Raw genomic sequence first — 24,438 nt, forward strand, 5'->3', positions numbered from 1 at the left:
TCGGTGGAGCTGCATGACAAAGTCATCGGGCATTATCTGAACATAAAACACTATCAATAAGTTGGAGTCATTACCAGATAAATCTTAGCAAAATACAAATTAAAGATAAGGAAATTGTTACGAAAGCTATTAATTATTGTTGGTAATATAGTTTCAAGTGGTACTATAACTGGCTGTTAAATGGCATTTATAACTATTAGGTGCAGAGATATTCGCTTAAATGGATTAGTTTCTTTGTGGAAAAGTAACTGATGTTATAATGTATGATGTTGACTATTGCACTATTCCAATAAAACCAGTCAGCTTTAAACAAGCAGCGTCATATTAAGAGAGATAAACATTTGCCGCTGTTGGTCCTCGCAGGCCATTTACGCGGCAAAATTCCACACGTAATCCTGGTATAAGCACTTCTGCGTCGCGGGGAGTGAATGCGGAAATATGGACCTGAACTTCTTTACGACCGTCGGAGGGGATAATGAATCCTTTGCCGCTTTTGCGATCAAAGGTTTTGACAATTCCTGTCATTTTACGGGACAAACAAATTCCTTACTGAAAATACTGCGCTGCACTATACGGGGTTAATAAAATAAAGCCAGCGATATTTAAGACCGCCGGACGGCTAAAATAAAATTTGCTTAATCTCAATTATCATGCGTTAATAGCTGCGTCGGTTTGAAAGACAGACAGCATACAAAGTAGTTTACTAAAGCAGTTCTCATTATCAGGCATTATCCCCTTCTTTTGAGTCTCTCTCCTGAACACTAAGTAGTTTCTGTATTAAAGCCCTGTTTGCCGAAAGGCCCAAAATGAAGGAAGTAAAATATGTCTAATAAAATGACTGGTTTAGTAAAATGGTTTAACGCAGATAAAGGTTTTGGCTTTATCACTCCTGATGATGGCAGCAAAGACGTTTTCGTCCATTTCACTGCCATCCAGAGCAATGAATTCCGCACGCTGAACGAAAATCAGAAAGTTGAATTTTCTATTGAGCAGGGGCAACGTGGCCCCGCGGCAGCGAACGTTGTTACGCTCTAAGGTTGCCGTTATTACTCAACATCTCCATTTCCGCTGTCCATGTTGTCATGGTTCACAGTACCGTACATCGGCATTCGATGTGACGGAGCGAAACCCTTTGGGCGCTAAGTGTATTTTTTGTAAATCGACGATGATCACCTTTGATAACGTCGCGCTGCAAATACGCACGGACCATGCGCCGCTGGATTTCACAAAATAATATCAGGCTCCCTCGTGGAGCCTTTTTTATATCTGCCTTATTTTTCTTCAACGCTGTATGTATAGTAAGCGATAACCTGTTGATTATTGAATCTTTCGGGGAGATGGCTTATAACATTTCTTACCTGACCAGGGTACCGGGAACCAACACCTTACTGGCGTGTTGCTGTCTTTTAAGACCAGAAGAGGTTAACAGTGAATATTGAAGAGTTAAAAAAACAAGCCGAAACGGAAATCGCCGACTTTATCGCGCAAAAAATCGCCGAGCTGAACAAGAATACAGGGAAAGAAGTCTCTGAAATTCGCTTCACCGCACGAGAAAAAATGACCGGGCTTGAAAGTTATGATGTCAAAATCAAAATAATGTGATTTTGTGAACATCACCCGTGCGAGGTGATGTTCCGCTTGTTGCTAATTTAGTGACCAATCATTGGCGCTTGTGGAATTAAGCGTCGGTACAATTCATCCGGTACCGGGCTTTGCCATACTCCCGCATACATTGCGTAACCAATCACCGCAAACATAATCCCCAGAACCAGTAGCGTCATTAACCAGCCAGACAACGCAAAGGCTTTTTTATTTGCCGCAGGTTTTTGCAGTGAAAAGGTCAATGTTGAGGCTACCGGACATGACTCTACGCAAGTCATACAGCCGGTACATTCCACTGTTCGTACCTGAATTAATTTATCGACCGGGATCCGTGATGGGCAATTTTTTGCGCATTTGCCACAGTCGATACAACTTTCGGCATTGCGACGAATCTTAAACGGCGACAATAGCGAAACCACGCCCATCAGCGCGCCATATGGGCAAAGATAACGACACCAGGCATGGCGAATAAACAGGCTGGCAATCAGCAAAACGGTCACGCTGATTAATGTCGCGGTCCCCATATGACGAAAGAAATCGAGCATTTTAACGTCCATCACCACGCTGTAGGGCGACAACATAAAATAGTGAATCGCCTGAGCGGGCATCAATAACGCGATATAGAGAAAAAAACTCAACAGCAAATACTTCACGCCGCGCAGAGGAATATCCAGCCAGCGGGGAAGGACACATTGCCGACCAAACAGTTTGTTACCGAGATCGCCGATTAATTCAGAAAGCGTACCAACCGGGCATAACCATGAGCAAAAGGCCTTTTTGAGTAATAGACTGATGACGATAAAAGCGACCAATAACAGCATCGCGGCGGCGTGGACGGACGGTAACTGACCTGTTACAAGGCTATATTTCAGATTCATCAGCCCGGCAATCGGTAGCCAGCCTTCGATACCTCCCGGTCTGGCGACAAATGTCGTGCTACTTGCCGTTTCGTAATAGCGCACCCAATACCAGAACGTGATGGCAATATAAATATTCATTGCCAACAGTAATAATTGCGTCGCTTTACGCCAGGTCGTGGCATTACGCCAGTCATTCCACGGTAATTTGCCGCCCGTCGTGCCTGGCCGCCGCTGCCAGCGGGTTCTTTTATTCTCTGCCATGATTTTGCCAGTCCGTTAAGTTGTATACCAAATGCCACTATTCTAGTTGTTCTTAACTGGCTGATATTGATTCAAATCGCGTTCAGGTCTTTCTTATGCAACCATGCTTCCAGAGCGGCAACACTGCGTGTAATTTCTTCGTGTGGAAGGGGGGCAGATAATGGCTGCTGCTCCAGTTGTGCGCATAGCTGGCTGGCGATATGCATTCCCAGACTCGAGCAACTGCTTTTTAGCTGATGCGCGGCACGCTTTATTTTCTCGCTATCCTGACTGGCGCGGGCAATGTCGATTTCATCGAGAAGCGGCAGGGCATGTTGTGTAAATAATACCAGCCATTCGTGGATCTTCTCCGTCCCCATTAACTGAGCATCTTCATTGAGTTGCGATACATCCAGCGATTGATCATTATTGACTTGCAGTTGGAGATAGTGCGCCAGTAACTGACCGAGCACTTCACGCGGCACCGGTTTAGGGATAATCCCGCGGAATAATGAACTGGTACGCTGGCGCAGCGTTTCGTCAATGACATGGGCGCTAAAGCCAATCAAAACCAGCGACGGATATTGCTGTGCCAGTTGTCGGGCAAGCGTAATGCCGTCGATATCCGGCAGATCAAAATCCACCAGTGCGGCAGCAAACGGTTCGCTATTTTGCAGTGTCTCTAAAGCCTGCGCGGCATTGCCAACAGCAACAATCTGCGCACCACTGGTTTTCAGCATCTCAATGGTAATTCGCTGGGTTAGCGGGTTATCTTCAATTAACAGCAAACGTAAACCGTCAAGACGCACCGCCTGATTGACTGTTTTTGGCACGGGTGCCGTGGCAACACGTAACGGCAAGCGTAAACAAAAACAGCTTCCAACCTCCGGCGTGCTGGTGGCGCTCAGTTCGCCGCCCATCGCCTGGGCCAGACGGCTACTGATAGTCAGTCCCAGCCCGGTGCCGCCGCGTTTGCCGCTTACCTGCACAAATGGCTGGAAGATTTCTGCCAGTTTCGCGGGATCAATACCGCAGCCGCTGTCTTCCACTTCGACCAGCCATTGCTCGCCATCAGTGCGACTACGCAGGATAATGTACCCTTCGTCAGTAAAACGCAGGGCGTTGCTCAACAGGTTGGTTATAACCTGACGAATACGTCGTGGATCGCCCATTAACGCGCACGGCATATCATCGGCAATTGCCGTTGCCAGGCGAATCGGGCGACCTTTCACCCGTCCGCTCATTAATTGCAGGGTACTTTCCAGCAGCGGGCGCGGTTCAAAGGGCTCATCGCTGACCGAAACATTCTTGCCACCTGCTTCGATAGCGGAATAATCGAGAATATCGTTGAGGATGGTCAGCAACGATTCACCAGAGTCAGTAATTGCCCGCAAATCATCACGCTGGGCGTTAAGTGCGGGGTTATCTGCCAGCAGTTGAGCAGTGCCGAGAATACCGTACAGCGGTGTGCGGATCTCATGGCTCATCGCCGCCAGAAACGCCGATTTTGCCTGGCTGGCTTTTTCTGCTTCCGCCCGTGCCTGTCGGTGTTCTATCACCAGTTCCTGCAATTCAGCTGTACGCGCTTTGACCTGCGCCGCCAGCTGTTCGCGGTGGCGATTCAGTGCATGAACATTGCTGCGAAACGCATCCATCAGCCGCCCGATGGTATCCAGCTCCCGTACGCCAGCGGTTTCCGGGAAAGGGGAGTCAATATCACCGTCCAGCAGCCGTTGCAGCGCCTGCGTTTGTTCGGCAAGTGGACGCGTGACTGAGCGATAAACCACGCGCCAGAGGATCAGAATCAGTGCGCAAAGTGAAACCATCCCCAGCAATAACAGGCTGTATTGCCCGCGTGCACTCGCTTTTTCCAGATGCGCCAGTCCGTGCTGATTACGCAGCTCAATGGTGTCGACCAGCTGACTGACTTCGCTACTAAACTGCGCGAACTGGGCGATGTTATTTTGTGCGAGAGTTTGTAGGTGATTGCTGATTTCACTGTCCTGCTGATACAGCGCCAGCAAATCGCTATATTGGCTAACGGTAGTTAACGTTGTTGCGACCTGCGCACGAACACCCGGATCTTCAATGCGTATTTGCCGACGTTGCAGAATTTTCACCGCATTATTGAGCTGCTTTTCCAGCGTTGGTGCATTTTTCTGGATCTGCTCCAGCCCCAGATTCATCACCATTTGCTGCACCCGCAGAGCGCTAAGGCGCAGTTCATTCATCTGGTTAACATACTCAAGATCGATATCAATCAGCCGATCGAGTGCACTTTCAGCAGCCTGACGCTGATCTTGTTCGATCAAATCGTAAATCCCGGCCTGGGTCGCTCCAGCGGAAGTTGTCGCATTATTCGCCTGACCTTGCGCCAGGCGTGCGATCTCATCGGCGGCAGCGACTATCTGCTGACTGAGTTGCTGTTGTTGCTGGCGCAGTTGCAAACGCTGCCCCACCAGTTCCCCTTGCTGACGTAACGAACGGGAGATCTCCTGCTCCTGTTGTTCAATAGCGGTGGTATCAAAACCTTGTTCCCGTAACGCTTGCAGCAACGCATTAATCTTCAGGCTTTGTGCGGTGAGCATTCGCCCCTGCGCCTGCCACATCTTTTCGTTATCGGCACTGGTCAGGTTCTGCGCGGCGAAAAGTTCCCAGGCGCTGGCTTCGCTCAACTGGCGCGCCATATTCATGGTAGGAATCAATGCCTGAGTGTTGTCTTTTTCCACCTGGCTGATAAAGCGCAGGTTGTACCATCCCACCAGGGTACTGGTCAGGGTTAACAGCGCCATCAGGGCAAAGCCCATCCAGAGTCTTCGGGTCAGGGTTAAATTCACGGTCGGTGCACTTTAGGTGAAAAAGGTTGAGTCGCAAAGCGGAATGCATCTAGCATAAAGCCTTATTATTGATGAGGCTATCATGCGCGTACTGCTATTTTTACTTCTTTCCCTTTTCATGTTGCCGGCATTTTCGGCTGATAACCTGTTGCGCTGGCATGATGCGCAGCATTTCACGGTGCAAGCCTCTACGCCGCTTAAAGCCAAACGCGCATGGAAACTGTGCGCGCTTTATCCCAGCCTGAAAGATTCATATTGGTTATCGTTGAACTATGGTATGCAGGAGGCTGCTCGCCGCTACGGTGTGGATTTAAAAGTGCTGGAGGCAGGCGGCTACAGCCAGTTGGCTACCCAGCAAGCACAAATCGACCAGTGTAAACAGTGGGGCGCAGAGGCCATTTTGCTCGGTAGTAGCACGACCTCATTTCCCGACCTGCAAAAGCAGGTAGCAAGTCTGCCGGTGATCGAACTGGTAAATGCTATTGATGCTCCCCAGGTGAAAAGCCGCGTTGGTGTGCCCTGGTTTCAGATGGGCTATCAACCGGGGCGATATCTGGTGCAATGGGCGCACGGTAAACCACTGAATGTGCTGTTGATGCCCGGACCCGATAACGCCGGGGGCAGTAAGGAGATGGTCGAGGGTTTTCGCGCAGCCATTGCCGGAAGCCCGGTGCGTATTGTTGATATTGCGCTTGGTGATAACGATATTGAAATCCAGCGTAACCTGTTGCAGGAGATGCTGGAACGCCATCCAGAAATCGACGTCGTTGCCGGAACGGCCATTGCGGCAGAGGCGGCAATGGGGGAAGGGCGTAACCTGAAAACGCCGCTTACCGTGGTGTCGTTTTATCTTTCACATCAGGTGTATCGCGGGCTGAAGCGGGGAAGAGTGATTATGGCTGCCAGCGATCAAATGGTCTGGCAGGGGGAACTGGCGGTTGAGCAGGCCATCAGGCAATTACAGGGGCAATCGGTGTCTGATAATGTCAGCCCACCGATTTTAGTTCTGACGCCGAAAAATGCCGACCGTGAACATATTCGCCGCTCGCTGTCACCAGGGGGATTTCGTCCGGTCTATTTTTATCAGCACACATCAGCGGCTAAGAAATAACCTTCACCATGTTGCGTCACCAGTAAATCCGCGCTGAGTTTATGACGTAAACGACGAATTAACACATCGACGGTGCGCAGGTCAGGGTTTTCCACCCGACGCGCAGAAAGCATACGTAGCAGACGTTCACGGCTGAGAATTTCGCCCGGATTCGTCACAAATGCCACCAACATTTCATACTCTGCGCGGGTCAGTTTAATCGGCTCGCCATCCCGCTCCAGCGTATGGCGCGACACATTCAGGCAATAACCGGCAAAGCGATAGCAGTTGTCCTGAGTGTGCGGTTGAGCTTGTCGCGCGAGGTCGATTCGCCAGAGCAGATTTTTCACCCGTACTACCAGTTCGCGCAGTTCCAGCGGTTTGGTGACGTAATCGTCTGCGCCCATTTCCAGCCCAACAATACGGTCAATCCGATCGCTGCGTCCGGTAACCAGAATAATCCCCACCGTTGAGCGTTCTCGCAGGGCGCGGGTTAACATCAGGCCATTTTCATCGGGTAAGTTGATATCCAGCAGAATTAAATCTACCGACTGATTCTGCATAATTTCCCGTAGCCCGGCACCGCTCGCCGTAACGGAAACGGTATACCCCTCCTGAGTGAAGTAGGATTGTAATCGCGCCTGGGTAACCGGCTCATCTTCAACAATAACAATGTGATGTGGCATCAGAGGGTTTTACTCATTCTGTTCATATCTGTTCATATTCTGCCGTAAGCCGTTCATCCTGACCAGTGCCGCTGTTCATATTTGCTCATTAAGATCGCTTCACTAAACCATAATTCTACAGGGGTTATTATGCGGAAACTCTGGAACGCGCTACGCCGACCCAGTGCTCGTTGGTCGGTACTGGCGCTGGTCGCAATTGGGATTGTGATTGGCATTGCGCTGATTGTATTGCCACACGTTGGGATCAAAGTCACCAGCACAACCGAATTTTGTGTCAGTTGCCACAGTATGCAACCGGTGTATGAAGAATATAAACAGTCGGTGCATTTCCAGAACGCCTCCGGCGTGCGAGCTGAATGCCATGACTGTCATATCCCGCCGGATATTCCAGGCATGGTGAAGCGCAAACTGGAAGCGAGCAATGATATCTACCAGACCTTTATTGCTCACTCCATTGATACACCTGAAAAATTCGAAGCCAAACGCGCGGAACTTGCCGAGCGTGAATGGGCGCGAATGAAAGAAAACAACTCGGCAACCTGCCGCTCCTGCCATAACTACGATGCGATGGATCATGCGAAGCAGCATCCTGAAGCAGCACGTCAGATGAAGGTGGCAGCGAAAGATAATCAATCCTGCATCGACTGTCATAAAGGTATTGCCCACCAGTTACCGGATATGAGTAGCGGCTTCCGTAAGCAGTTCGATGAGCTGCGCGCCAGTGCTAATGACAGTGGTGACACGCTGTACTCTATTGATATTAAGCCAATTTATGCGGCGAAAGGCGATAAAGAAGCCTCTGGTTCTCTGCTGCCTGCTTCGGAAGTGAAAGTCCTTAAACGTGACGGCGACTGGCTGCAAATTGAAATTACCGGCTGGACGGAAAGCGCCGGACGTCAGCGTGTACTCACCCAATTCCCAGGTAAACGCATCTTTGTTGCCTCGATTCGTGGTGATGTGCAGCAGCAGGTAAAAACGCTGGAGAAAACCACCGTTGCCGACACCAATACCGAGTGGAGCAAGTTGCAGGCCACTGCGTGGATGAAGAAAGGCGACATGGTGAACGATATCAAACCGATCTGGGCTTATGCGGATTCGTTGTACAACGGCACCTGTAACCAGTGCCACGGCGCACCGGAAATCGCCCACTTTGACGCTAACGGTTGGATCGGCACGCTCAACGGCATGATTGGCTTTACCAGTCTCGATAAACGTGAAGAACGCACCTTGTTGAAATATCTGCAAATGAATGCGTCTGACACCGCAGGTAAGGCTCACGGCGATAAGAAGGAAGAAAAATAATGAACAATAACGATCTCTTTCAGGCATCACGTCGGCGTTTTCTGGCACAACTCGGCGGCTTAACCGTCGCCGGGATGCTGGGGCCGTCATTGTTAACGCCGCGACGTGCGACTGCGGCGCAAGCGGCGACTGACGCTGTCATCTCGAAAGAGGGCATTCTTACCGGGTCGCACTGGGGGGCTATCCGCGCGACGGTGAAGGATGGTCGCTTTGTGGCGGCAAAACCGTTCGAACTGGATAAATATCCGTCGAAAATGATTGCCGGATTGCCGGATCACGTACACAACGCGGCGCGTATTCGTTATCCGATGGTACGCGTGGACTGGCTGCGTAAGCGCCATCTCAGCGATACCTCCCAGCGCGGTGATAACCGTTTTGTGCGCGTGAGTTGGGATGAAGCCCTCGACATGTTCTATGAAGAACTGGAACGCGTGCAGAAAACTCACGGGCCGAGTGCCTTGCTGACCGCCAGTGGTTGGCAATCGACGGGGATGTTCCATAACGCTTCGGGGATGCTGGCGAAAGCTATTGCCTTGCATGGTAATAGCGTTGGTACGGGCGGAGATTACTCTACCGGTGCTGCGCAGGTGATCCTGCCGCGCGTAGTCGGTTCGATGGAAGTGTATGAACAGCAAACCTCCTGGCCGCTGGTATTGCAGAACAGCAAAACCATTGTGCTGTGGGGCTCCGATTTGCTGAAAAACCAGCAAGCGAACTGGTGGTGCCCGGATCACGATGTTTATGAATATTACGCGCAGCTAAAAGCGAAAGTCGCCGCCGGTGAAATTGAGGTCATCAGCATCGATCCGGTTGTCACATCCACCCATGAGTATCTGGGGCGCGAGCATGTGAAGCACATTGCGGTTAACCCGCAAACTGACGTGCCGCTGCAACTGGCGCTGGCACATACGCTGTACAGTGAAAACCTGTACGACAAAAACTTCCTTGCTAACTACTGTGTGGGTTTTGAGCAGTTCCTGCCGTATCTGCTGGGTGAGAAAGACGGTCAGCCGAAAGATGCCGCATGGGCTGAAAAACTGACCGGCATTGATGCCGAAACCATTCGTGGGCTGGCGCGGCAGATGGCGGCGAACAGAACGCAAATTATTGCTGGCTGGTGCGTGCAGCGTATGCAGCACGGTGAACAGTGGGCGTGGATGATTGTGGTTCTGGCGGCGATGCTGGGGCAAATTGGCCTGCCAGGTGGTGGTTTTGGTTTTGGCTGGCACTACAACGGCGCAGGCACGCCGGGGCGTAAAGGCGTTATTCTGAGTGGTTTCTCCGGCTCTACGTCGATTCCGCCTGTTCACGACAACAGTGACTACAAAGGCTACAGCAGCACTATTCCGATTGCCCGTTTTATCGATGCGATCCTCGAACCGGGGAAAGTGATCAACTGGAACGGTAAATCGGTAAAACTGCCGCCGCTGAAAATGTGTATTTTTGCCGGAACTAACCCATTCCATCGCCATCAGCAGATCAACCGCATTATTGAAGGCTTGCGCAAGCTGGAAACGGTTATCGCCATAGATAACCAGTGGACCTCAACCTGCCGCTTTGCCGATATCGTACTGCCTGCGACCACGCAGTTTGAGCGTAACGATCTCGACCAGTACGGCAATCACTCCAACCGTGGCATTATCGCCATGAAACAGGTGGTGCCGCCGCAGTTCGAGGCGCGCAACGACTTCGATATTTTCCGCGAGCTGTGCCGTCGCTTTAATCGCGAAGAAGCCTTTACCGAAGGGCTGGACGAAATGGGCTGGCTGAAACGCATCTGGCAGGAAGGTGTACAGCAAGGCAAAGGACGCGGCGTTCATCTGCCAGCGTTTGATGACTTCTGGAATAACAAAGAGTACGTCGAGTTTGACCATCCGCAGATGTTTGTTCGCCACCAGGCATTCCGCGAAGATCCGGATCTCGAACCGCTGGGCACGCCGAGTGGCCTGATTGAGATCTACTCGAAAACTATCGCCGATATGAACTACGACGATTGTCAGGGGCATCCGATGTGGTTTGAGAAAATCGAACGCTCCCACGGTGGGCCTGGCTCGCAAAAGTATCCGTTGCATCTGCAATCTGTGCATCCGGATTTCCGACTTCACTCGCAGTTATGTGAGTCGGAAACGCTGCGTCAGCAATATACGGTAGCGGGTAAAGAGCCAGTATTCATTAACCCGCAGGATGCCAGCGCGCGCGGTATTCGTAACGGTGATGTGGTACGCGTCTTTAACGCTCGCGGTCAGGTGTTGGCAGGGGCAGTGGTTTCTGACCGCTATGCACCCGGCGTGGCACGAATTCACGAAGGGGCATGGTACGATCCAGATAAAGGCGGCGAGCCTGGTGCGCTGTGCAAATACGGTAACCCCAACGTGTTGACCATCGACATCGGTACATCGCAGCTGGCGCAGGCGACCAGTGCGCACACTACGCTGGTGGAAATTGAGAAGTACAACGGAACAGTGGAGCAGGTGACGGCGTTTAACGGCCCCGTGGAGATGGTGGCGCAGTGCGAATATGTTCCCGCGTCGCAGGTGAAATCATGACCACGCTGACAGCACAACAGATTGCCTGTGTTTACGCCTGGCTAGCGCAGTTGTTCTCCCGTGAGCTGGACGATGAACAACTGACGCAAATCGCCAGTGCGCAGATGGCTGAATGGTTTTCGTTGCTGAAAAGCGAACCGCCGCTGGCTGCGGCGGTGAATGAGCTGGAAAACTGTATTGCCACGCTGACAGTACGTGACGATGCCCGTCTGGAACTGGCCGCTGACTTTTGCGGCCTGTTTCTGATGACCGACAAACAAGCGGCGCTGCCGTATGCATCGGCCTACAAACAGGACGAGCAAGAGATTAAACGCTTGTTAGTTGAGGCAGGGATGGAAACCAGCGGCAATTTCAACGAACCGGCAGATCATCTGGCGATCTATCTCGAATTGCTCAGCCATCTGCATTTTTCGCTGGGAGAGGGGACCGTTCCTGCGCGAAGAATCGACAGTTTGCGGCAAAAAACACTGACGGCGCTGTGGCAATGGTTACCAGAGTTTGTTGCGCGTTGTCGTCAGTATGACAGCTTTGGTTTTTACGCGGCACTAAGCCAGTTATTGCTGGTGTTAGTGGAGTGCGACCACCAAAACAGATAACGTCGTTTGTGCGCCTGAAAAGACGCGTTTAGCGTCGCATCAGGCATTATGGCGCAGTTGCCGGATGCGGCGTGAACGTCTTATCCGGCCCACAGGAACTGTAATCTTTGTAGACCGGTTAAGATGCGTCATCGCATCCGGCAAACACACATCACGGATGAGCTACAAACCGGGAAAGCCGCTGGCGCAGCAGGCGGTTTTCCTGCTTCAGGTGCGCAATATCATCCATTAACGTCAGCGCCACCGCGATCCCCGGCCAGTCCAGAGCCAGTTCATGACGCAGGCGTACCGCGCGTTGCACCACAATGGCGGCATGGTCGTCAAATACCCAGGTTGTTTCCTGGATCTCACGCGGTTCAACCACCCCCAAACCGACAATTTCATTCAACTCCTCTTCAGAGATGCCGGTATGCAGGCAAAATTCGGTAATAGTAAAAGTCACCGTAACATTAGCCATTATGCTTTCCCCCAATCTTTACGTGGATCAAAAGACGACTGGGCGTCTGCCAGTTGCTGCCACAGCGCGGCAGTGTTTTCATCCGGTTTCGGCGGCATCACGATTTTCAGTACCGCATACAGATCGCCGGTCTGTTTTTTGCTCACCAGACCTTTGCCTTTAACGCGCAATCGTTGCCCGGCCTGGCTGCCTGGCGGGATAGTCAGCAAAATGCTTTCTTTCAGTGTTGGAACGGTGACTTTAGCACCCAGCGCCGCTTCCCACGGGCTAACCGGCACCACAATTTCCAGATCCTGGCCGACAATATCAAACAGCGGATGTGGCGCAATATGAATCACCAGCCACAAATCGCCATTTGGACCGCCGTTTTCGCCCGGCGTCCCCTGGCCTTTCAGACGGATGCGTTGACCATTGCCGACGCCCGCCGGGATCTTCACATTCAGCGTTTTCGGAATTTCCTGTTCGATCATGCCAAAGGCGTTATAAACCGGCAGGTTATAGCTGATGGTACGCTTATGCTCAGTAAGCGTTTCTTCGAGGAATACCGCCACTTCGATTTCAATATCGTGGCCGCGTGTGGCGGGGCGTTGACGGCTCTGGCGGGCATGCTGACCGAAAATTGACGAGAAGATATCGTCAAAATCTTCGGCGTTAAAACTCTGACCGTCGCCATGGTGGAACTGACGGTTAAATTGCGGATCGTTGCGATGTTGCCACATCTGATCATACTCAGCGCGACGTTGTTCATCACTTAACACTTCCCAGGCTTCAGCGACCTCTTTGAAGCGGGCTTCGGCATCCGGTTCTTTGCTGACATCAGGATGGTATTTGCGGGCAAGTCGACGATAGGCGGTCTTGATTGTCTTGAGATCGTCCGTCGGTTTCACGCCCATGATGGCGTAATAATCCTTTAATTCCATAGCGTTATCTCGCGTAAATCAACACAAATTGAAGGAACCCCTGTAAGGTAACTCCTATAAGTGTAGGGTAATCCTCAAAATTTCATATGCCAACACAGAATATGTTATTGAAATCATCGCGGAGAGGAGGTCGCCATCAAGATGGGTTGCTGAACATATTTTAAACAGGTGAAAAAGGGTGAGCGATTTTTGATAGTTGAACCAGGCACTTTAAGTTTAACTAGGGCGTCATTATTTATTAAATTTTATAGACGCTATATATGGGTAGTAATATACATGGAATTAGTTGCACTGCAAATAATTATTTGAAACAGGCCTGGAACGATATAAAAAATGAGTACGAAAAAAATCAAACATATTCAATCACGCTTTTTGAAAACACACTGGTGTGTTTTATGCGGTTATACAATGAACTCAGACGTAAAGTAAATGAAGAGGATACTCCATGTCTGGAATGTGAATCACTAGAAAAAGAATTTGAGGAAATGCAGAATGATAATGATCTATCATTATTTATGAGAACATTGCGTACTAATGATACACAAATTTATTCAGGGGTTTCAGGAGGTATTACATATACTATACAATATGTTCGAGATATTGATATTGTTAGAGTGTCCTTGCCGGGCAGAGCTTCAGAGTCTATCACAGATTTTAAAGGTTATTATTGGTATGGCTTTATGGAATATATTGAAAACATTAATGCGTGTGATGATGTTTTTTCTGAGTATTGTTTTGATGATGAAAATATAAGTGTCCAGCCAGAGCGGATAAATACGCCGGGAATATCTGATTTGGATTCTGACATTGATTTGTCTGGTATATCTTTTATTCAGCGTGAAACTAACCAGGCATTAGGATTAAAATATGTTCCTGTAGATGGCGATGGATATTGTCTGTTAAGAGCTATACTGGTTTTAAAACAACATGATTATTCATGGGCGCTGGTCAGTTATAAGATGCAAAAGGAAGTTTACAACGAATTCATTAAAATGGTTGATAAAAAAACGATCGAGGCTCTTGTTGATACGGCATTCTATAATCTCAGGGAAGATGTAAAGACGTTATTTGGCGTTGATCTACAATCTGACAACCAAATTCAGGGGCAGAGTAGTCTTATGTCATGGAGCTTTCTGTTTTTTAAAAAACAATTCATTGATAGTTGCTTGAATAACGAAAAATGTATCCTGCATTTACCCGAGTTTATATTTAATGATAACAAGAACTTGCTTGCTTTAGATACCGACACGTCGGATAGGATTAAAGCGGTGAAGAATTTTCTTGCTGTTCTTTCAGATAGCATTTGCTCATTATTTATTGTTAATAGTAATGTGGCATCAATCTCCTTGGGGAATGAATCCTTTTCAACAGATGAAGATCTTGAGTATGGTTATTTAATGAACACTGGCAATCATTATGACGTTTACCTCCCTCCTGAACTTTTTGCTCAGGCTTACAAGTTAAACAATAAGGAAATGAATGCGCAACTCGACTATTTAAATCGTTATGCAATTTAATGGCAAAGGCATATGCTAAAAACCATTGTTATTAGTCTCACACTTTTTTATTGGTAAATATTGTCTCTGTATTGGTAACGCCGCAGATATTCTGTTTAGCCACAGGTGCAATTATCAGCGGCGTACGCGAGGCAGGGGCTAATCAGGCATAGTTTGCGTCAAACCTTGCCTGTTTTTGAAGATGTATATAGAAAAACAGGCGTTCAACAAGCCATTTTGCGAACCTGTTCCCGGAAAAATGTCATATTTCTGTCACACTCTTTAGTGATTGATAACAAAAGAGGTGCCAGGAATGAACAAAACGCTAATCGCCGCAGCTGTGGCAGGGATAGTTTTACTCGCTTCAAACGCTCAGGCACAAACCGTACCGGAAGGCTATCAGCTACAGCAAGTGCTCATGATGAGCCGCCATAACTTACGTGCGCCGCTGGCGAACAATGGCAGTGTGCTGGAGCAGTCGACGCCGAATAAATGGCCAGAATGGGACGTCCCCGGTGGGCAACTCACCACCAAAGGTGGCGTGCTCGAAGTGTATATGGGCCATTACATGCGTGAATGGCTGGCAGAGCAGGGGATGGTGAAATCGGGGGAATGCCCGCCGCCGTACACCGTTTATGCCTATGCCAATAGTCTGCAACGTACCGTTGCGACCGCACAGTTCTTTATTACCGGCGCATTCCCGGGGTGTGATATTCCTGTGCATCACCAGGAAAAAATGGGCACTATGGACCCAACCTTTAACCCGGTGATCACCGATGATTCCGCCGCATTCAGTGAACAGGCGGTGGCGGCAATGGAGAAAGAGCTCAGCAAACTCCAGCTTACCGACAGCTACCAGCTACTGGAAAAAATCGTTAACTATAAAGATTCCCCTGCCTGTAAAGAGAAACAACAGTGTTCGCTGGTGGATGGCAAAAATACCTTTAGCGCGAAGTATCAACAAGAACCAGGTGTTTCCGGGCCGCTGAAAGTCGGCAACTCGCTGGTAGATGCGTTTACTTTGCAATACTACGAAGGTTTTCCGATGGATCAGGTGGCCTGGGGAGAAATCAAATCTGACCAGCAGTGGAAGGTGTTGTCGAAGCTTAAAAACGGCTACCAGGACAGCCTGTTTACCTCACCGGAAGTGGCGCGCAATGTTGCGAAACCGCTGGTCAGTTATATCGACAAAGCTCTGGTCACCGATCGCACCAGCGCACCGAAAATTACAGTGTTGGTTGGGCACGACTCCAACATTGCCTCTCTGTTAACGGCGCTGGATTTCAAACCGTATCAGTTGCATGACCAGAACGAACGCACGCCGATTGGCGGCAAAATCGTTTTCCAGCGTTGGCATGACAGCAAAGCCAATCGCGATTTGATGAAAATTGAATATGTGTATCAGAGTGCGGAACAGTTACGTAATGCCGATGCGTTAACCCTGCAGGCACCTGCTCAGCGTGTGACGCTGGAATTAAGCGGTTGCCCGATAGATGCCAACGGTTTCTGCCCGATGGATAAATTTGATAGCGTGTTGAATGAAGCGGTGAAATAACAGAAAACTCCCCCGCGAGAAGCGGGGGAGTATGAGATTGATGACAAACGTGAGATTGCCTGATGCGCTACGCTTATCAGGCCTACCCGAGAATTGCACTATATCGAATTTGCACGATCATGTAGGCCGGATAAGGCGTTCACGCCGCATCCGGCATGAACAAAGCGCACTTTGTCAACAATTTGAAAGCCCCCCCGCGTGAAGCGGGGGAGCCGCTGGTTAAACGTTTTTACGTTCGATGGTCTGTTCGCCCCAAAAAAGCGAATCTTTATCGGTCTTAGCAAAGGCTTTGACTAACACTTCATCGCTACCTTCTTCCCAAATCTTTTCCGCCATTTTTTCGTCGTACCCGGCGACTTCGAAAATGGCCTCGGCTATTTCCGGCGACGTATTGCGCAGAGATGCCCATTCACCGACGTGATGAGCTTTCGCTTCTTGAGTTGGCATGCGTATCCTCCTGTTGAAGATTAGCCGTTAAGTTTAACTGCCAGACCTGCGACATATTCCCCTTGATAACGAGCAATAGACAGTTCTTCCTGGCTTGGCTGGCGTGAGCCGTCACCGCCTGCGATGGTTGTTGCGCCGTACGGCGTACCGCCGCGAACCTGTGAAACGTCAAATAATTCCTGCGCTGCGTAGCCAATGGGGACAATTACCATGCCGTGATGCGCAAGGGTCGTCCAGGTTGAAGTAATAGTTTGTTCCTGACCGCCGCCAGTACCGGTGGAACTAAAGACGCTCGCCAGTTTTCCGTATAGTGCGCCGGAAGCCCACAGGCCGCCCGTCTGGTCGAGGAAGGTACGCATTTGACCGGACATGTTGCCAAAGCGGGTAGGTGTACCAAAAATAATGGCGTCGTAATCGGCCAGTTCTTGCGGGGTTGCAACCGGTGCAGTTTGCGTTTTACCGCCTGCTTTTTCAAATAATTGCGGCGGCATGGTTTCCGGTACACGCTTAACGACAACTTCTGCGCCATCCACTTTGCTTGCACCCTCAGCGACTGCGCGTGCCATCGTTTCAATATGTCCGTACATGGAATAATAAAGCACCAGAACTTTAGCCATTTCTAACCACTCCTCGTGTTATCTCTATTCCGTAGCGATTCGCTACCACTTATTTAAAGATAAGACGTCCTTTTCAGAGTGCAAATTTCACAACCACTTATTTGATTTATAACAACTTTCACAAGCACGTAATTTTGTCGCAAAATGACACATTTTTATCTCATCGCGTTTTTTTAATCATAAGAGCGGCTTATGGATAATTATTGGAGATGATATCTATTCTCGCTAAGAAGCTGTTGCAGGATATTACCAAACGCGGGTCTGCCCGCGTCAGTTCACTAAGCTTAGTCCCACGTAGCGAAAATATGGCAGCCGCCATACGCCGCGTTAATTCTATGCAATATGATGTCTATACCCAGACGGAGGTCAGTAATGGCAAACCATCGAGGCGGTTCCGGCAATTTTGCAGAAGACCGCGAAAGAGCATCAGAAGCAGGTAAAAAAGGTGGACAGCACAGCGGGGGTAATTTCAAGAATGACCCGCAGCGCGCATCTGAAGCAGGTAAAAAAGGTGGCAAGAGCAGTCACGGCAAAAGCGACAACTAGCCGGGCTAATCAATGACGAATGCATTTTTGTCTGTAGCTCGTCAAAAAGCCATCACCGCCGGTTACCCGGTGGTTGATACTGATGACAAATGTAAGCTTGCCTGATGCGCGATGCTTATCAGGCCTACCAGAAGATTGCAATATATTGAATTTGCACTGTTTTGTAGGCCGGATAAGGCGTTTACGCCGCATCCGGCATGAACAATGCGTACGTTGTCAACAATCTGCACCGCCGGGTAATCCCGGCGGTTTTCTGTTTATGGCTCCTGATGAACAACTTCTGGCGGTGGAACGTCAACCAACTTTCTGCTTAACAACGCATTGAGTAAAATCGCGCCAAAGGTTGCTGTACCAATCCCTCCCAACGTAAAACCGCCCAGCGTGAGAGCAAAATCACCCGCGCCCAGCACTAAGGTTACTGCGACCATAATCAAATTACCGTTCTGGCTTAAATCGACACGGTTTTGTACCCAGATCCTTGCGCCTGCGACGGCAATCAGCCCGAACACAACAATTGATGCACCACCAATCACCGCGGCCGGAATGGTATGAATCAGCGCGCCAAATTTCGGTGAAAAGCCCAACAGCATGGCGATGACGGCAGCAGCGACAAACACCAGCGTCGAGTAGACTTTTGTCACGGCCATTACACCGATATTCTCGGCGTAGGTGGTTACGCCGCTGCCACCGACAGAACCAGAAAGCATCGTCGCCAGCCCATCACCGACGAATGCCCGTCCCATATATGGATCCATATTGCGTCCGGTCATCCCGGCGACCGCCTTGAGATGGCCTAAGTTTTCCGCCACCAGAATCACCGCCACGGGCGCAATCAGCATCATTGCCTGACCATTAAAAGCAGGAGTGGAAAAATGTGGCAAACCGAACCAGGCAGCATGGCTGACGAGAGTAAAATCGACGGCTTTTCCCAGCCCTAAAACGTTGGTCATCACGCCATACAGCAGACAGGCGACAATTAATCCTACGAGAATCAATAATCGCTGGATCATGCCACGGGTAAACACCGCCACCAGCCCAATACACAGCACCGTCATTACCGCCATCCAGCTATCAAAGGCCGAAGCCGATACACTTTTCACTGCGATAGGCGCTAAGTTCAGGCCAATCGCCATCACCACCGCACCCGTCACCACCGGCGGCATTAGCCGTTCAATCCAGCGTGTACCGATTTTCATCACCACCAGGCCAATGACGGTATAAACCAGCCCACAGGCGATAATCCCGCCCAGCGCAATGCTGATATTCGGGTTAATGCCCTGACCGTTAAAGCCCGTCGCGGCAATCACCACGCCGACAAAAGCCGCGCTGGAACCGAGATAACTGGGGACGCGCCCGCCGGTAATAAAGAAAAACAGTAATGTGCCGATCCCCGACATTAAAATGGAAAGATTGGGATCCAGCCCCATCAGAATCGGCATTAACACCGTCGCGCCAAACATCGCCACCGCGTGTTGAACGCCCATTATTGCCGTCTGAGCAAACGGCAATCGTTCATCCGGCGCGACCACGCCGCTCTCTGTAGAGGTCGATTTTAACTGCCAGTGAGGAAGACCGAACATTGCCATCAGCTGTCTCCTTAAGGAGGTTAACAAGCAGGGCGCATCAGCGCGTGATAACTGCGATCGAACCACACCAGCCCGTAGGGTGTGGCGTGACGATGAATCGCTTCGATGGCGCAAAACAAAATGTCGTGGGTGCCGACGCTCACCACCTGGCTGATACGGCAGTCAAACGAAACCAGCGCCTCTTCCAGTTGCGGGCATCCGGTCACACCAGTCTGCCAGCGGGCGGCGGCAAAGCGGTGTTCCATGGGCGTTTTGCCGCCAAAAAGGTTTGAAAGCGGCTCCTGCCCGGCGCTAAGTGTATTTACACACAGCGTTCGATTTTCATTGAATACCGGCCAGACGGACGCCCCACGATTCAGGCACACCAGTAATGTGGGCGGCGTGTCGGTCACGCTGCAGACGGCGCTGGCGGTGAACCCGGCGCGCCCGGCTGGACCGTCCGTGGTGATGATATTGACCGCCGCGCCCATGCAGGACATCGCATCGCGAAAAGTTTGTTGATCGACAATGTTCATAGTTTGCTCCTTACAACAGCCCGCAGGCTTCTTCAAAGGACAGACGTGGCAGGCGCGCAAAAAGTTTGCTGCTATCGCCATAGCCGATATTAATCAGCAGATTGCTCTTCAGCGTGCTGCCCGCAAAAAAGGCGTCGTCAACGTGTTGACGGTCAAAACCCGACATCGGGCCGGTATCCAGTCCCAGCGCACGGCAAGCGATGATAAGATAGGCCGCCTGCATGGAACTGTTGCGAAACGCTGTTTCTTCGGCAAGTTGTGGGCTGGAGGTAAACCAACTGCGGGCATCGCCGTGAGGAAACAGTTGCGGTAACCGTTCATAAAATTCACTGTCCCATGCGACGATAGCGGTGACGGGCGCGGTCAGGGTTTTTTGCAGATTGCCGCTGGAAAGCGCCGGGCGCAGACGTTCTTTTCCCTCTGCAGTGCGGATAAACACGATACGTGCCGGAGAACAGTTAGCTGATGTCGGCCCCCATTTCATCAGGGCATAAAGCTCCCGTAACGTCTCATCGCTGACGGGTGTCTCCCGCCAGCCATTGTGAGTGCGGGCATCGGTGAACAGGGTGCTAAGCGCACCTGGGCTAACGGCTTCGTTCATAGCAATTCCTTACAGGGCGGCTTCACGGTGATGTAACAGGCTGGCAAGCCCGTTGAGTAACAGAGCATTAAACGTTTCGGGATCGGTCACGTTGCAGGCGTGTCCGCCATAGCGCATCACCATTTTCTGGCTATCGGGCAGGGCGGCATGAAGTTCACTGGAACATGCTGATGGCACCAGCAGATCATCACTGGCGCAGATGATTTGCACCGGGCAGCGGATGCGATCCGCATGGTGACTAAAGTCAGCGCGTTTGAGGGCGTTAAGTCGACGCAGTAAATTATTTTTGCCCTGAAAATGCGCCAGTGCCAGCGCGTCTTCTGCCTCAAGGCGAGGTGCGCGGGCCGCCATCCAGTCGGCGGGATAGAGGAACAACGGCTGCGCTTCCACCCATGCCTGCGCGCCACCGCTATACAGTAATCGTTCGCGAACCTGAAAACAGCGGCGCGTATGGGCGTTTATTCGTAGCCAGCCGTTAACGCTGACCAGCACAGTTACCGACGCGGGATAATCCAGCGCCAGCTGCATTCCCACCAGCGCACCGAGCGCATGGCCGACCACCGCGTAATGCTCAATCCCTGCGGCTACCAGCACCTGATGCAGTTCCGCTCCCATCTGGGCGATACTGTAATCTTCTGCCAGTGTGTCGGGATTATTGCCGGTGCCGCGCTGGTCGTAACAGACTACCTGATACTCCTGCTCCAGCACCGCCAGTTGCGGTAACCAGTAACTGCCGCTACCGCCAAGACCCGAAATCAACACCACTACGGGTGCATCAGCATAAGGGGGAGGTGAGAGTGAAAGTTTCATCGCGGCCTCACTTGGCGATATGCGCAATTGTGGCGATTTCCACCAGCGCGTCAGGTTTTACCAGTCCGCACTGAATGCAGAATCGCGCCGGTTTATCACCCGGAAAAAACTCGGCGTAGATTTCGTTAATCGCGGCGTAATTTTTCCAGTCGGTAATAAAGATGCTGTTGAAGGTCACATCCGCCATCGTGCCACCCGCCGTCTCGATCACCTTGCGGATGGTTTCCAGAACGTGGCGGGTTTGCGCCTTTGGGTCATCGGCAAACAGCACGTTATTATGTTGATCAAAAGCCAGCGTACCGGAGACATACACCACTCCATCAGCCAGCGTGCCGGGAACGAAGGGGGCCAGCGGTGCGCTGCTGCCAGCGGGAATAATTACGGATTTTGGCATCGTTAAACTCCTTAAGCGATACGAGCAAAGGACGTGGGAGAAAGCGCGTCGCAGAACGTTTCGACGTCGCTGACCCAGCCAAAAAAGGTTTCGATATTGAACAACGCAGCTTTCTGCGCAAATTCCGGCCCCGCCTGGTGAGTTGCGTCTTCCAGCACCACGCCGAAATACTCCAGAAAAAAGCCGTCGCGTAGCGTCGATTCGACGCAGACGTTGGTAGCGATGCCGGTGAAAACCAGATGGCGTATTCCGCGGCTGCGCAAAATGCTGTCCAGCGGCGTATTGAAGAAACCGCTGTAGCGCGGCTTCGGCAGCACAATATCGCCAGGCTGCGGCACCAGTTCATCCACCAGTTGATAATCCCAGGAGCCTTTCGCCAGCAATTTCCCCTGCAGCTGCGGCTGTTTACGCATGGTTTTCAGGGCGTTCGATTTATGAAAATTCGGTGAGCCAGGGCCGCCAGCCTCGACATACTGTTCATCCCAGCCATTTTGAAACCAGATGATCAACATCCCTGCCGCTCGCGCTGCAGTCACGGCGGTTTGAATGTTGGCAATGACCGGGCGAGTGGTTGAGACATCAAACCCGGCGAGATCTAAGTAGCCGCCTGGCGTGGCATAGGCGTTTTGCATATCCACCACGATCAGCGCACTTTGCTGCGGATCGAAGGTAATGGCTTCCGGTCGAGCGGTTAATGTCGTCATCATGCCACCTCCTGAGTCAGCACAGGGAGATGGGCGCGGCACTGCATCAGTGGTTGAATGCGCTCGCCGAAGGTTTCGATTCCCGACAGAAAATCGTCGAAGGTTAACAGCACGCCTTCGGCACCAGGCACGCTTGCGACTTCATCTAACATGCGCGCGACACTGGCGTAAGAACCGACTAACGTCCCCATATTGATGTTTACCGCCGAAGTGGGATCGGCCATCTGACGGACGTTGGTGTCAGTACCTGAGCGGGTATCTTTCTGACTTTGTTCGGTTAGCCAGCTTAACGCCTCTTCATCCGCGCCCGCTTTGTAGTGTTCCCATTTGGCGCGAGCGGCATCGTCGGTTTCATCGGCAATCACCATAAACAATACATAAGAGCCAACGTCGCGCCCGGTTTGCTCTGCGGCCTGTTTCATCCGCGCAGCGGTCGGGGCGAAAGCCGTGGGTGTATTTACGCCTTTGCCGAAACAGAAGTTGAAATCGGCATACTGGGCGGAGAACGCCATGCCAGCGTCGCTTTGCCCGGCGCAGATCACTTTCATAGGGACACTCGGTTGCGGACTGACGCGACAATCATTCATGGTGAAAAAATCGCCTTTAAAATCGCTTTTTCCCGTGCCCCACAGGTCGCGCAGCACCTGAACATACTCGGTGAGATAGTCGTAACGACGGGAGAAATAGTCATCGCCAGGCCAGATACCCATCTGCTCATACTCGGGCTTTTGCCAGCCAGTCACGAGGTTGACGCCAAAACGCCCGCCAGAGATTGAGTCGATGGTTGCGGCCATACGGGCGACGATTGCTGGAGGTAACGTTAAGGTGGCGGCGGTGGCGTAAATCTGAATGCGCGAGGTCACGGCCGCCAGCCCCGCCATCAAGGTGAACGACTCAAGGTTGTGATCCCAGAACTCAGTTTTGCCGCCAAAGCCACGCAGTTTGATCATCGACAGGGCGAAATCGAAATGGTAGTGCTCCGCTTTTTGCACGATGGCTTTATTCAGTTCAAAGGTCGGCATGTACTGCGGCGCGTGGGTCGAAATGAGCCAGCCGTTGTTGCCAATAGGTACGAATACGCCAATTTTCATCATCAACCTCTCTTCGTCTCGTAAAGTGAAAGTCAGACGGGGCACTGCGTCCTGCATATCCTTTTCAGCCGCGTAATGGCTTGTTTGCAAAGTGGATGCCAGTTTTTAAAAAAGTGAATGTTATTAATGTGTTAATGTTAAGTTATCTAAAATATCTGGTAAAAAGCGGACTAAACGGTCAAAACAGTTGCACATAAAACATGCATCCGTGCGCGATGAGAGTGCAGAAGGTCGAGGCCGGGCGGGGGTTTTGCTATCCTGTTGCCAATCTACAAGAGGGGAGAGCGCATGACGCAAGGCGCAGTGAAAACAACGGGTAAACGTTCGCGCGTAGTAAGCGCGAAGAAAAAAGCGATTCTTAGCGCAGCACTGGACACTTTTTCACAATTCGGTTTTCACGGCACAAGGCTGGAGCAGATCGCAGAGTTGGCGGGTGTTTCAAAAACCAATCTGCTGTATTACTTTCCGTCAAAAGAGGCGCTGTATATTGCCGTGCTGCGGCAGATTCTCGATATCTGGCTGGCACCGTTAAAAGCGTTTCGAGAAGATTTCGCCCCGCTGGCGGCGATCAAAGAGTACATCCGTCTGAAGCTGGAAGTCTCACGCGATTATCCGCAGGCTTCGCGCCTGTTCTGTATGGAGATGCTGGCAGGCGCGCCGCTGTTAATGGATGAACTGACGGGCGATTTGAAGGCATTAATTGATGAGAAATCGGCGCTGATTGCCGGTTGGGTCAAAAGCGGCAAACTCGCGCCGATTGATCCGCAGCATTTGATTTTTATGATTTGGGCTTCCACTCAACATTACGCCGATTTCGCCCCTCAGGTGGAGGCGGTGACAGGCGCGACGTTGCGCGATGAGGTATTTTTCAATCAAACGGTTGAAAACGTGCAGCGGATTATTATTGAGGGGATTCGACCACGTTAAAGATGCCGGAGGA

28 protein-coding genes are annotated in these 24,438 nt (G+C 51.0%); 13 read left to right on the forward strand and 15 right to left on the reverse strand.

Going from position 1 to position 24,438, the window contains the following annotated elements:
• Positions 1 to 60, forward strand: a 60-nt coding sequence (locus tag RTW80_RS31375) for an IS1 family transposase (protein ID WP_071528444.1), incomplete at its 5' end; no start/stop codon positions are given.
• Positions 61 to 324: 264 nt separating this feature from the next.
• On the opposite strand, the gene cspH is transcribed toward RTW80_RS31375, so the two are convergent.
• On the reverse strand, positions 325 to 537 hold the full coding sequence (cspH, locus tag RTW80_RS13575; RefSeq protein WP_000087763.1) for a cold shock-like protein CspH: 213 nt from the start codon (positions 535 to 537) through the stop codon (positions 325 to 327).
• 285 nt (positions 538 to 822) lie between these two features.
• Between cspH and cspG the strand changes: the two genes are divergently transcribed.
• Genes cspG through RTW80_RS13595 form a run of 4 tightly spaced genes read left to right on the forward strand, consistent with a single transcriptional unit; the run spans position 823 to position 1,602 of the window.
• Complete coding sequence (cspG, locus tag RTW80_RS13580) at positions 823 to 1,035, forward strand: cold shock protein CspG (protein WP_000066490.1); 213 nt, start codon at positions 823 to 825, stop codon at positions 1,033 to 1,035.
• A 10-nt stretch (positions 1,036 to 1,045) separates the two neighbouring features.
• Positions 1,046 to 1,234 (forward strand): cold-shock protein, encoded by a 189-nt coding sequence (locus tag RTW80_RS13585; protein ID WP_071524879.1) that lies wholly within the window; start codon positions 1,046 to 1,048, stop codon positions 1,232 to 1,234.
• Entirely contained in the window at positions 1,209 to 1,439 is a 231-nt protein-coding gene (gene ymcE, locus RTW80_RS13590; RefSeq protein ID WP_001309400.1) for a protein YmcE, read from the forward strand. The genes RTW80_RS13585 and ymcE overlap by 26 nt, the downstream gene beginning before the upstream one ends.
• On the forward strand, positions 1,429 to 1,602 hold the full coding sequence (locus tag RTW80_RS13595) for a GnsA/GnsB family addiction module toxin (RefSeq protein ID WP_001019197.1): 174 nt from the start codon (positions 1,429 to 1,431) through the stop codon (positions 1,600 to 1,602). The genes ymcE and RTW80_RS13595 overlap by 11 nt, the downstream gene beginning before the upstream one ends.
• 47 nt (positions 1,603 to 1,649) lie before the next feature.
• Here RTW80_RS13595 and RTW80_RS13600 read toward each other — a convergent pair whose 3' ends face one another.
• The gene (locus RTW80_RS13600) at positions 1,650 to 2,723 is read right to left on the reverse strand and encodes a 4Fe-4S binding protein (protein ID WP_000829668.1); all 1,074 of its coding nucleotides are present in this window, start codon (positions 2,721 to 2,723) and stop codon (positions 1,650 to 1,652) included.
• 71 nt (positions 2,724 to 2,794) lie between these two features.
• Positions 2,795 to 5,539, reverse strand: coding sequence for a TMAO reductase system sensor histidine kinase/response regulator TorS (gene torS / locus RTW80_RS13605; RefSeq protein ID WP_001300633.1), 2,745 nt, complete (start codon positions 5,537 to 5,539; stop codon positions 2,795 to 2,797).
• An 82-nt stretch (positions 5,540 to 5,621) separates the two neighbouring features.
• Between torS and torT the strand changes: the two genes are divergently transcribed.
• Positions 5,622 to 6,650, forward strand: coding sequence for a TMAO reductase system periplasmic protein TorT (gene torT, locus RTW80_RS13610; RefSeq protein WP_001264933.1), 1,029 nt, complete (start codon positions 5,622 to 5,624; stop codon positions 6,648 to 6,650).
• On the opposite strand, the gene torR is transcribed toward torT, so the two are convergent.
• Positions 6,623 to 7,315 carry a two-component system response regulator TorR gene (gene torR, locus RTW80_RS13615; RefSeq protein ID WP_001120125.1) on the reverse strand — a complete coding sequence of 231 codons (693 nt, stop codon included), beginning with the start codon at positions 7,313 to 7,315 and terminating at the stop codon, positions 6,623 to 6,625. The genes torT and torR overlap by 28 nt on opposite strands.
• A 129-nt stretch (positions 7,316 to 7,444) precedes the next feature.
• On the opposite strand from torR, the gene torC reads away from it, so the two are divergent.
• The 3 genes from torC to torD are packed head-to-tail and all read left to right on the forward strand — an operon-like array spanning position 7,445 to position 11,759.
• Positions 7,445 to 8,617: a pentaheme c-type cytochrome TorC gene (gene torC / locus RTW80_RS13620; RefSeq protein WP_001230242.1), complete on the forward strand. Its 1,173-nt coding sequence runs from the start codon at positions 7,445 to 7,447 to the stop codon at positions 8,615 to 8,617.
• The gene (gene torA, locus RTW80_RS13625; RefSeq protein ID WP_001062091.1) at positions 8,617 to 11,163 is read left to right on the forward strand and encodes a trimethylamine-N-oxide reductase TorA; all 2,547 of its coding nucleotides are present in this window, start codon (positions 8,617 to 8,619) and stop codon (positions 11,161 to 11,163) included. The genes torC and torA overlap by 1 nt, the downstream gene beginning before the upstream one ends.
• Positions 11,160 to 11,759 carry a molecular chaperone TorD gene (torD, locus tag RTW80_RS13630; RefSeq protein WP_000209868.1) on the forward strand — a complete coding sequence of 200 codons (600 nt, stop codon included), beginning with the start codon at positions 11,160 to 11,162 and terminating at the stop codon, positions 11,757 to 11,759. The genes torA and torD overlap by 4 nt, the downstream gene beginning before the upstream one ends.
• Positions 11,760 to 11,910: 151 nt before the next feature.
• Here the strand turns inward: torD and cbpM are convergent, their stop codons facing one another.
• Together cbpM and cbpA are read right to left on the reverse strand one after the other, a co-directional pair.
• Entirely contained in the window at positions 11,911 to 12,216 is a 306-nt protein-coding gene (gene cbpM, locus RTW80_RS13635) for a chaperone modulator CbpM (RefSeq protein WP_000024560.1), read from the reverse strand.
• Positions 12,216 to 13,136, reverse strand: a complete 921-nt coding sequence (cbpA, locus tag RTW80_RS13640; RefSeq protein WP_000420621.1) for a curved DNA-binding protein — start codon at positions 13,134 to 13,136, stop codon at positions 12,216 to 12,218. Before cbpA ends, cbpM begins: the two co-directional genes overlap by 1 nt.
• A gap of 260 nt (positions 13,137 to 13,396) precedes the next feature.
• Between cbpA and RTW80_RS13645 the strand changes: the two genes are divergently transcribed.
• Both RTW80_RS13645 and agp read left to right on the forward strand, forming a co-directional pair.
• Positions 13,397 to 14,653, forward strand: a complete 1,257-nt coding sequence (locus RTW80_RS13645; protein WP_312719332.1) for a YccE family protein — start codon at positions 13,397 to 13,399, stop codon at positions 14,651 to 14,653.
• Between the two features lie 292 nt (positions 14,654 to 14,945).
• Positions 14,946 to 16,187 (forward strand): bifunctional glucose-1-phosphatase/inositol phosphatase, encoded by a 1,242-nt coding sequence (gene agp, locus RTW80_RS13650; RefSeq protein ID WP_001044280.1) that lies wholly within the window; start codon positions 14,946 to 14,948, stop codon positions 16,185 to 16,187.
• A gap of 219 nt (positions 16,188 to 16,406) precedes the next feature.
• On the opposite strand, the gene RTW80_RS13655 is transcribed toward agp, so the two are convergent.
• Together RTW80_RS13655 and wrbA are read right to left on the reverse strand one after the other, a co-directional pair.
• On the reverse strand, positions 16,407 to 16,634 hold the full coding sequence (locus RTW80_RS13655; RefSeq protein WP_001143120.1) for a YccJ family protein: 228 nt from the start codon (positions 16,632 to 16,634) through the stop codon (positions 16,407 to 16,409).
• Positions 16,635 to 16,654: 20 nt separating this feature from the next.
• Complete coding sequence (gene wrbA / locus RTW80_RS13660; RefSeq protein WP_001151437.1) at positions 16,655 to 17,251, reverse strand: NAD(P)H:quinone oxidoreductase; 597 nt, start codon at positions 17,249 to 17,251, stop codon at positions 16,655 to 16,657.
• Between the two features lie 372 nt (positions 17,252 to 17,623).
• Here wrbA and RTW80_RS13665 point away from each other — a divergent pair, with 372 nt between their 5' ends.
• Positions 17,624 to 17,797, forward strand: a complete 174-nt coding sequence (locus RTW80_RS13665; RefSeq protein ID WP_001273658.1) for a general stress protein — start codon at positions 17,624 to 17,626, stop codon at positions 17,795 to 17,797.
• A 257-nt stretch (positions 17,798 to 18,054) separates the two neighbouring features.
• Here RTW80_RS13665 and rutG read toward each other — a convergent pair whose 3' ends face one another.
• The 7 genes from rutG to rutA are packed head-to-tail and all read right to left on the reverse strand — an operon-like array spanning position 18,055 to position 23,498.
• A complete protein-coding gene (gene rutG / locus RTW80_RS13675) occupies positions 18,055 to 19,383 on the reverse strand; it encodes a pyrimidine utilization transport protein G (RefSeq protein WP_012304885.1) in 1,329 nt (442 codons plus the stop codon).
• A gap of 20 nt (positions 19,384 to 19,403) precedes the next feature.
• A complete protein-coding gene (gene rutF, locus RTW80_RS13680) occupies positions 19,404 to 19,898 on the reverse strand; it encodes an NADH-dependent FMN reductase RutF (RefSeq protein WP_001028095.1) in 495 nt (164 codons plus the stop codon).
• Positions 19,899 to 19,908: 10 nt separating this feature from the next.
• Complete coding sequence (locus tag RTW80_RS13685) at positions 19,909 to 20,499, reverse strand: malonic semialdehyde reductase (RefSeq protein ID WP_001001189.1); 591 nt, start codon at positions 20,497 to 20,499, stop codon at positions 19,909 to 19,911.
• A 9-nt stretch (positions 20,500 to 20,508) separates the two neighbouring features.
• Entirely contained in the window at positions 20,509 to 21,309 is an 801-nt protein-coding gene (rutD, locus tag RTW80_RS13690; protein WP_063119202.1) for a pyrimidine utilization protein D, read from the reverse strand.
• Positions 21,310 to 21,316: 7 nt separating this feature from the next.
• On the reverse strand, positions 21,317 to 21,703 hold the full coding sequence (rutC, locus tag RTW80_RS13695; RefSeq protein ID WP_001126780.1) for a 3-aminoacrylate deaminase: 387 nt from the start codon (positions 21,701 to 21,703) through the stop codon (positions 21,317 to 21,319).
• Positions 21,704 to 21,714: 11 nt separating this feature from the next.
• On the reverse strand, positions 21,715 to 22,407 hold the full coding sequence (gene rutB / locus RTW80_RS13700) for a peroxyureidoacrylate/ureidoacrylate amidohydrolase RutB (protein ID WP_001307708.1): 693 nt from the start codon (positions 22,405 to 22,407) through the stop codon (positions 21,715 to 21,717).
• Positions 22,407 to 23,498 carry a pyrimidine utilization protein A gene (gene rutA, locus RTW80_RS13705; protein WP_001301233.1) on the reverse strand — a complete coding sequence of 364 codons (1,092 nt, stop codon included), beginning with the start codon at positions 23,496 to 23,498 and terminating at the stop codon, positions 22,407 to 22,409. Before rutA ends, rutB begins: the two co-directional genes overlap by 1 nt.
• A 288-nt stretch (positions 23,499 to 23,786) precedes the next feature.
• On the opposite strand from rutA, the gene rutR reads away from it, so the two are divergent.
• A complete protein-coding gene (gene rutR, locus RTW80_RS13710; protein WP_001301219.1) occupies positions 23,787 to 24,425 on the forward strand; it encodes an HTH-type transcriptional regulator RutR in 639 nt (212 codons plus the stop codon).
• Positions 24,426 to 24,438 lie beyond the last annotated feature (13 nt).

It is taken from the genome of Escherichia sp. AM3 (assembly GCF_032029835.1).
In the GTDB taxonomy this organism is placed as follows: domain Bacteria; phylum Pseudomonadota; class Gammaproteobacteria; order Enterobacterales; family Enterobacteriaceae; genus Escherichia; species Escherichia coli.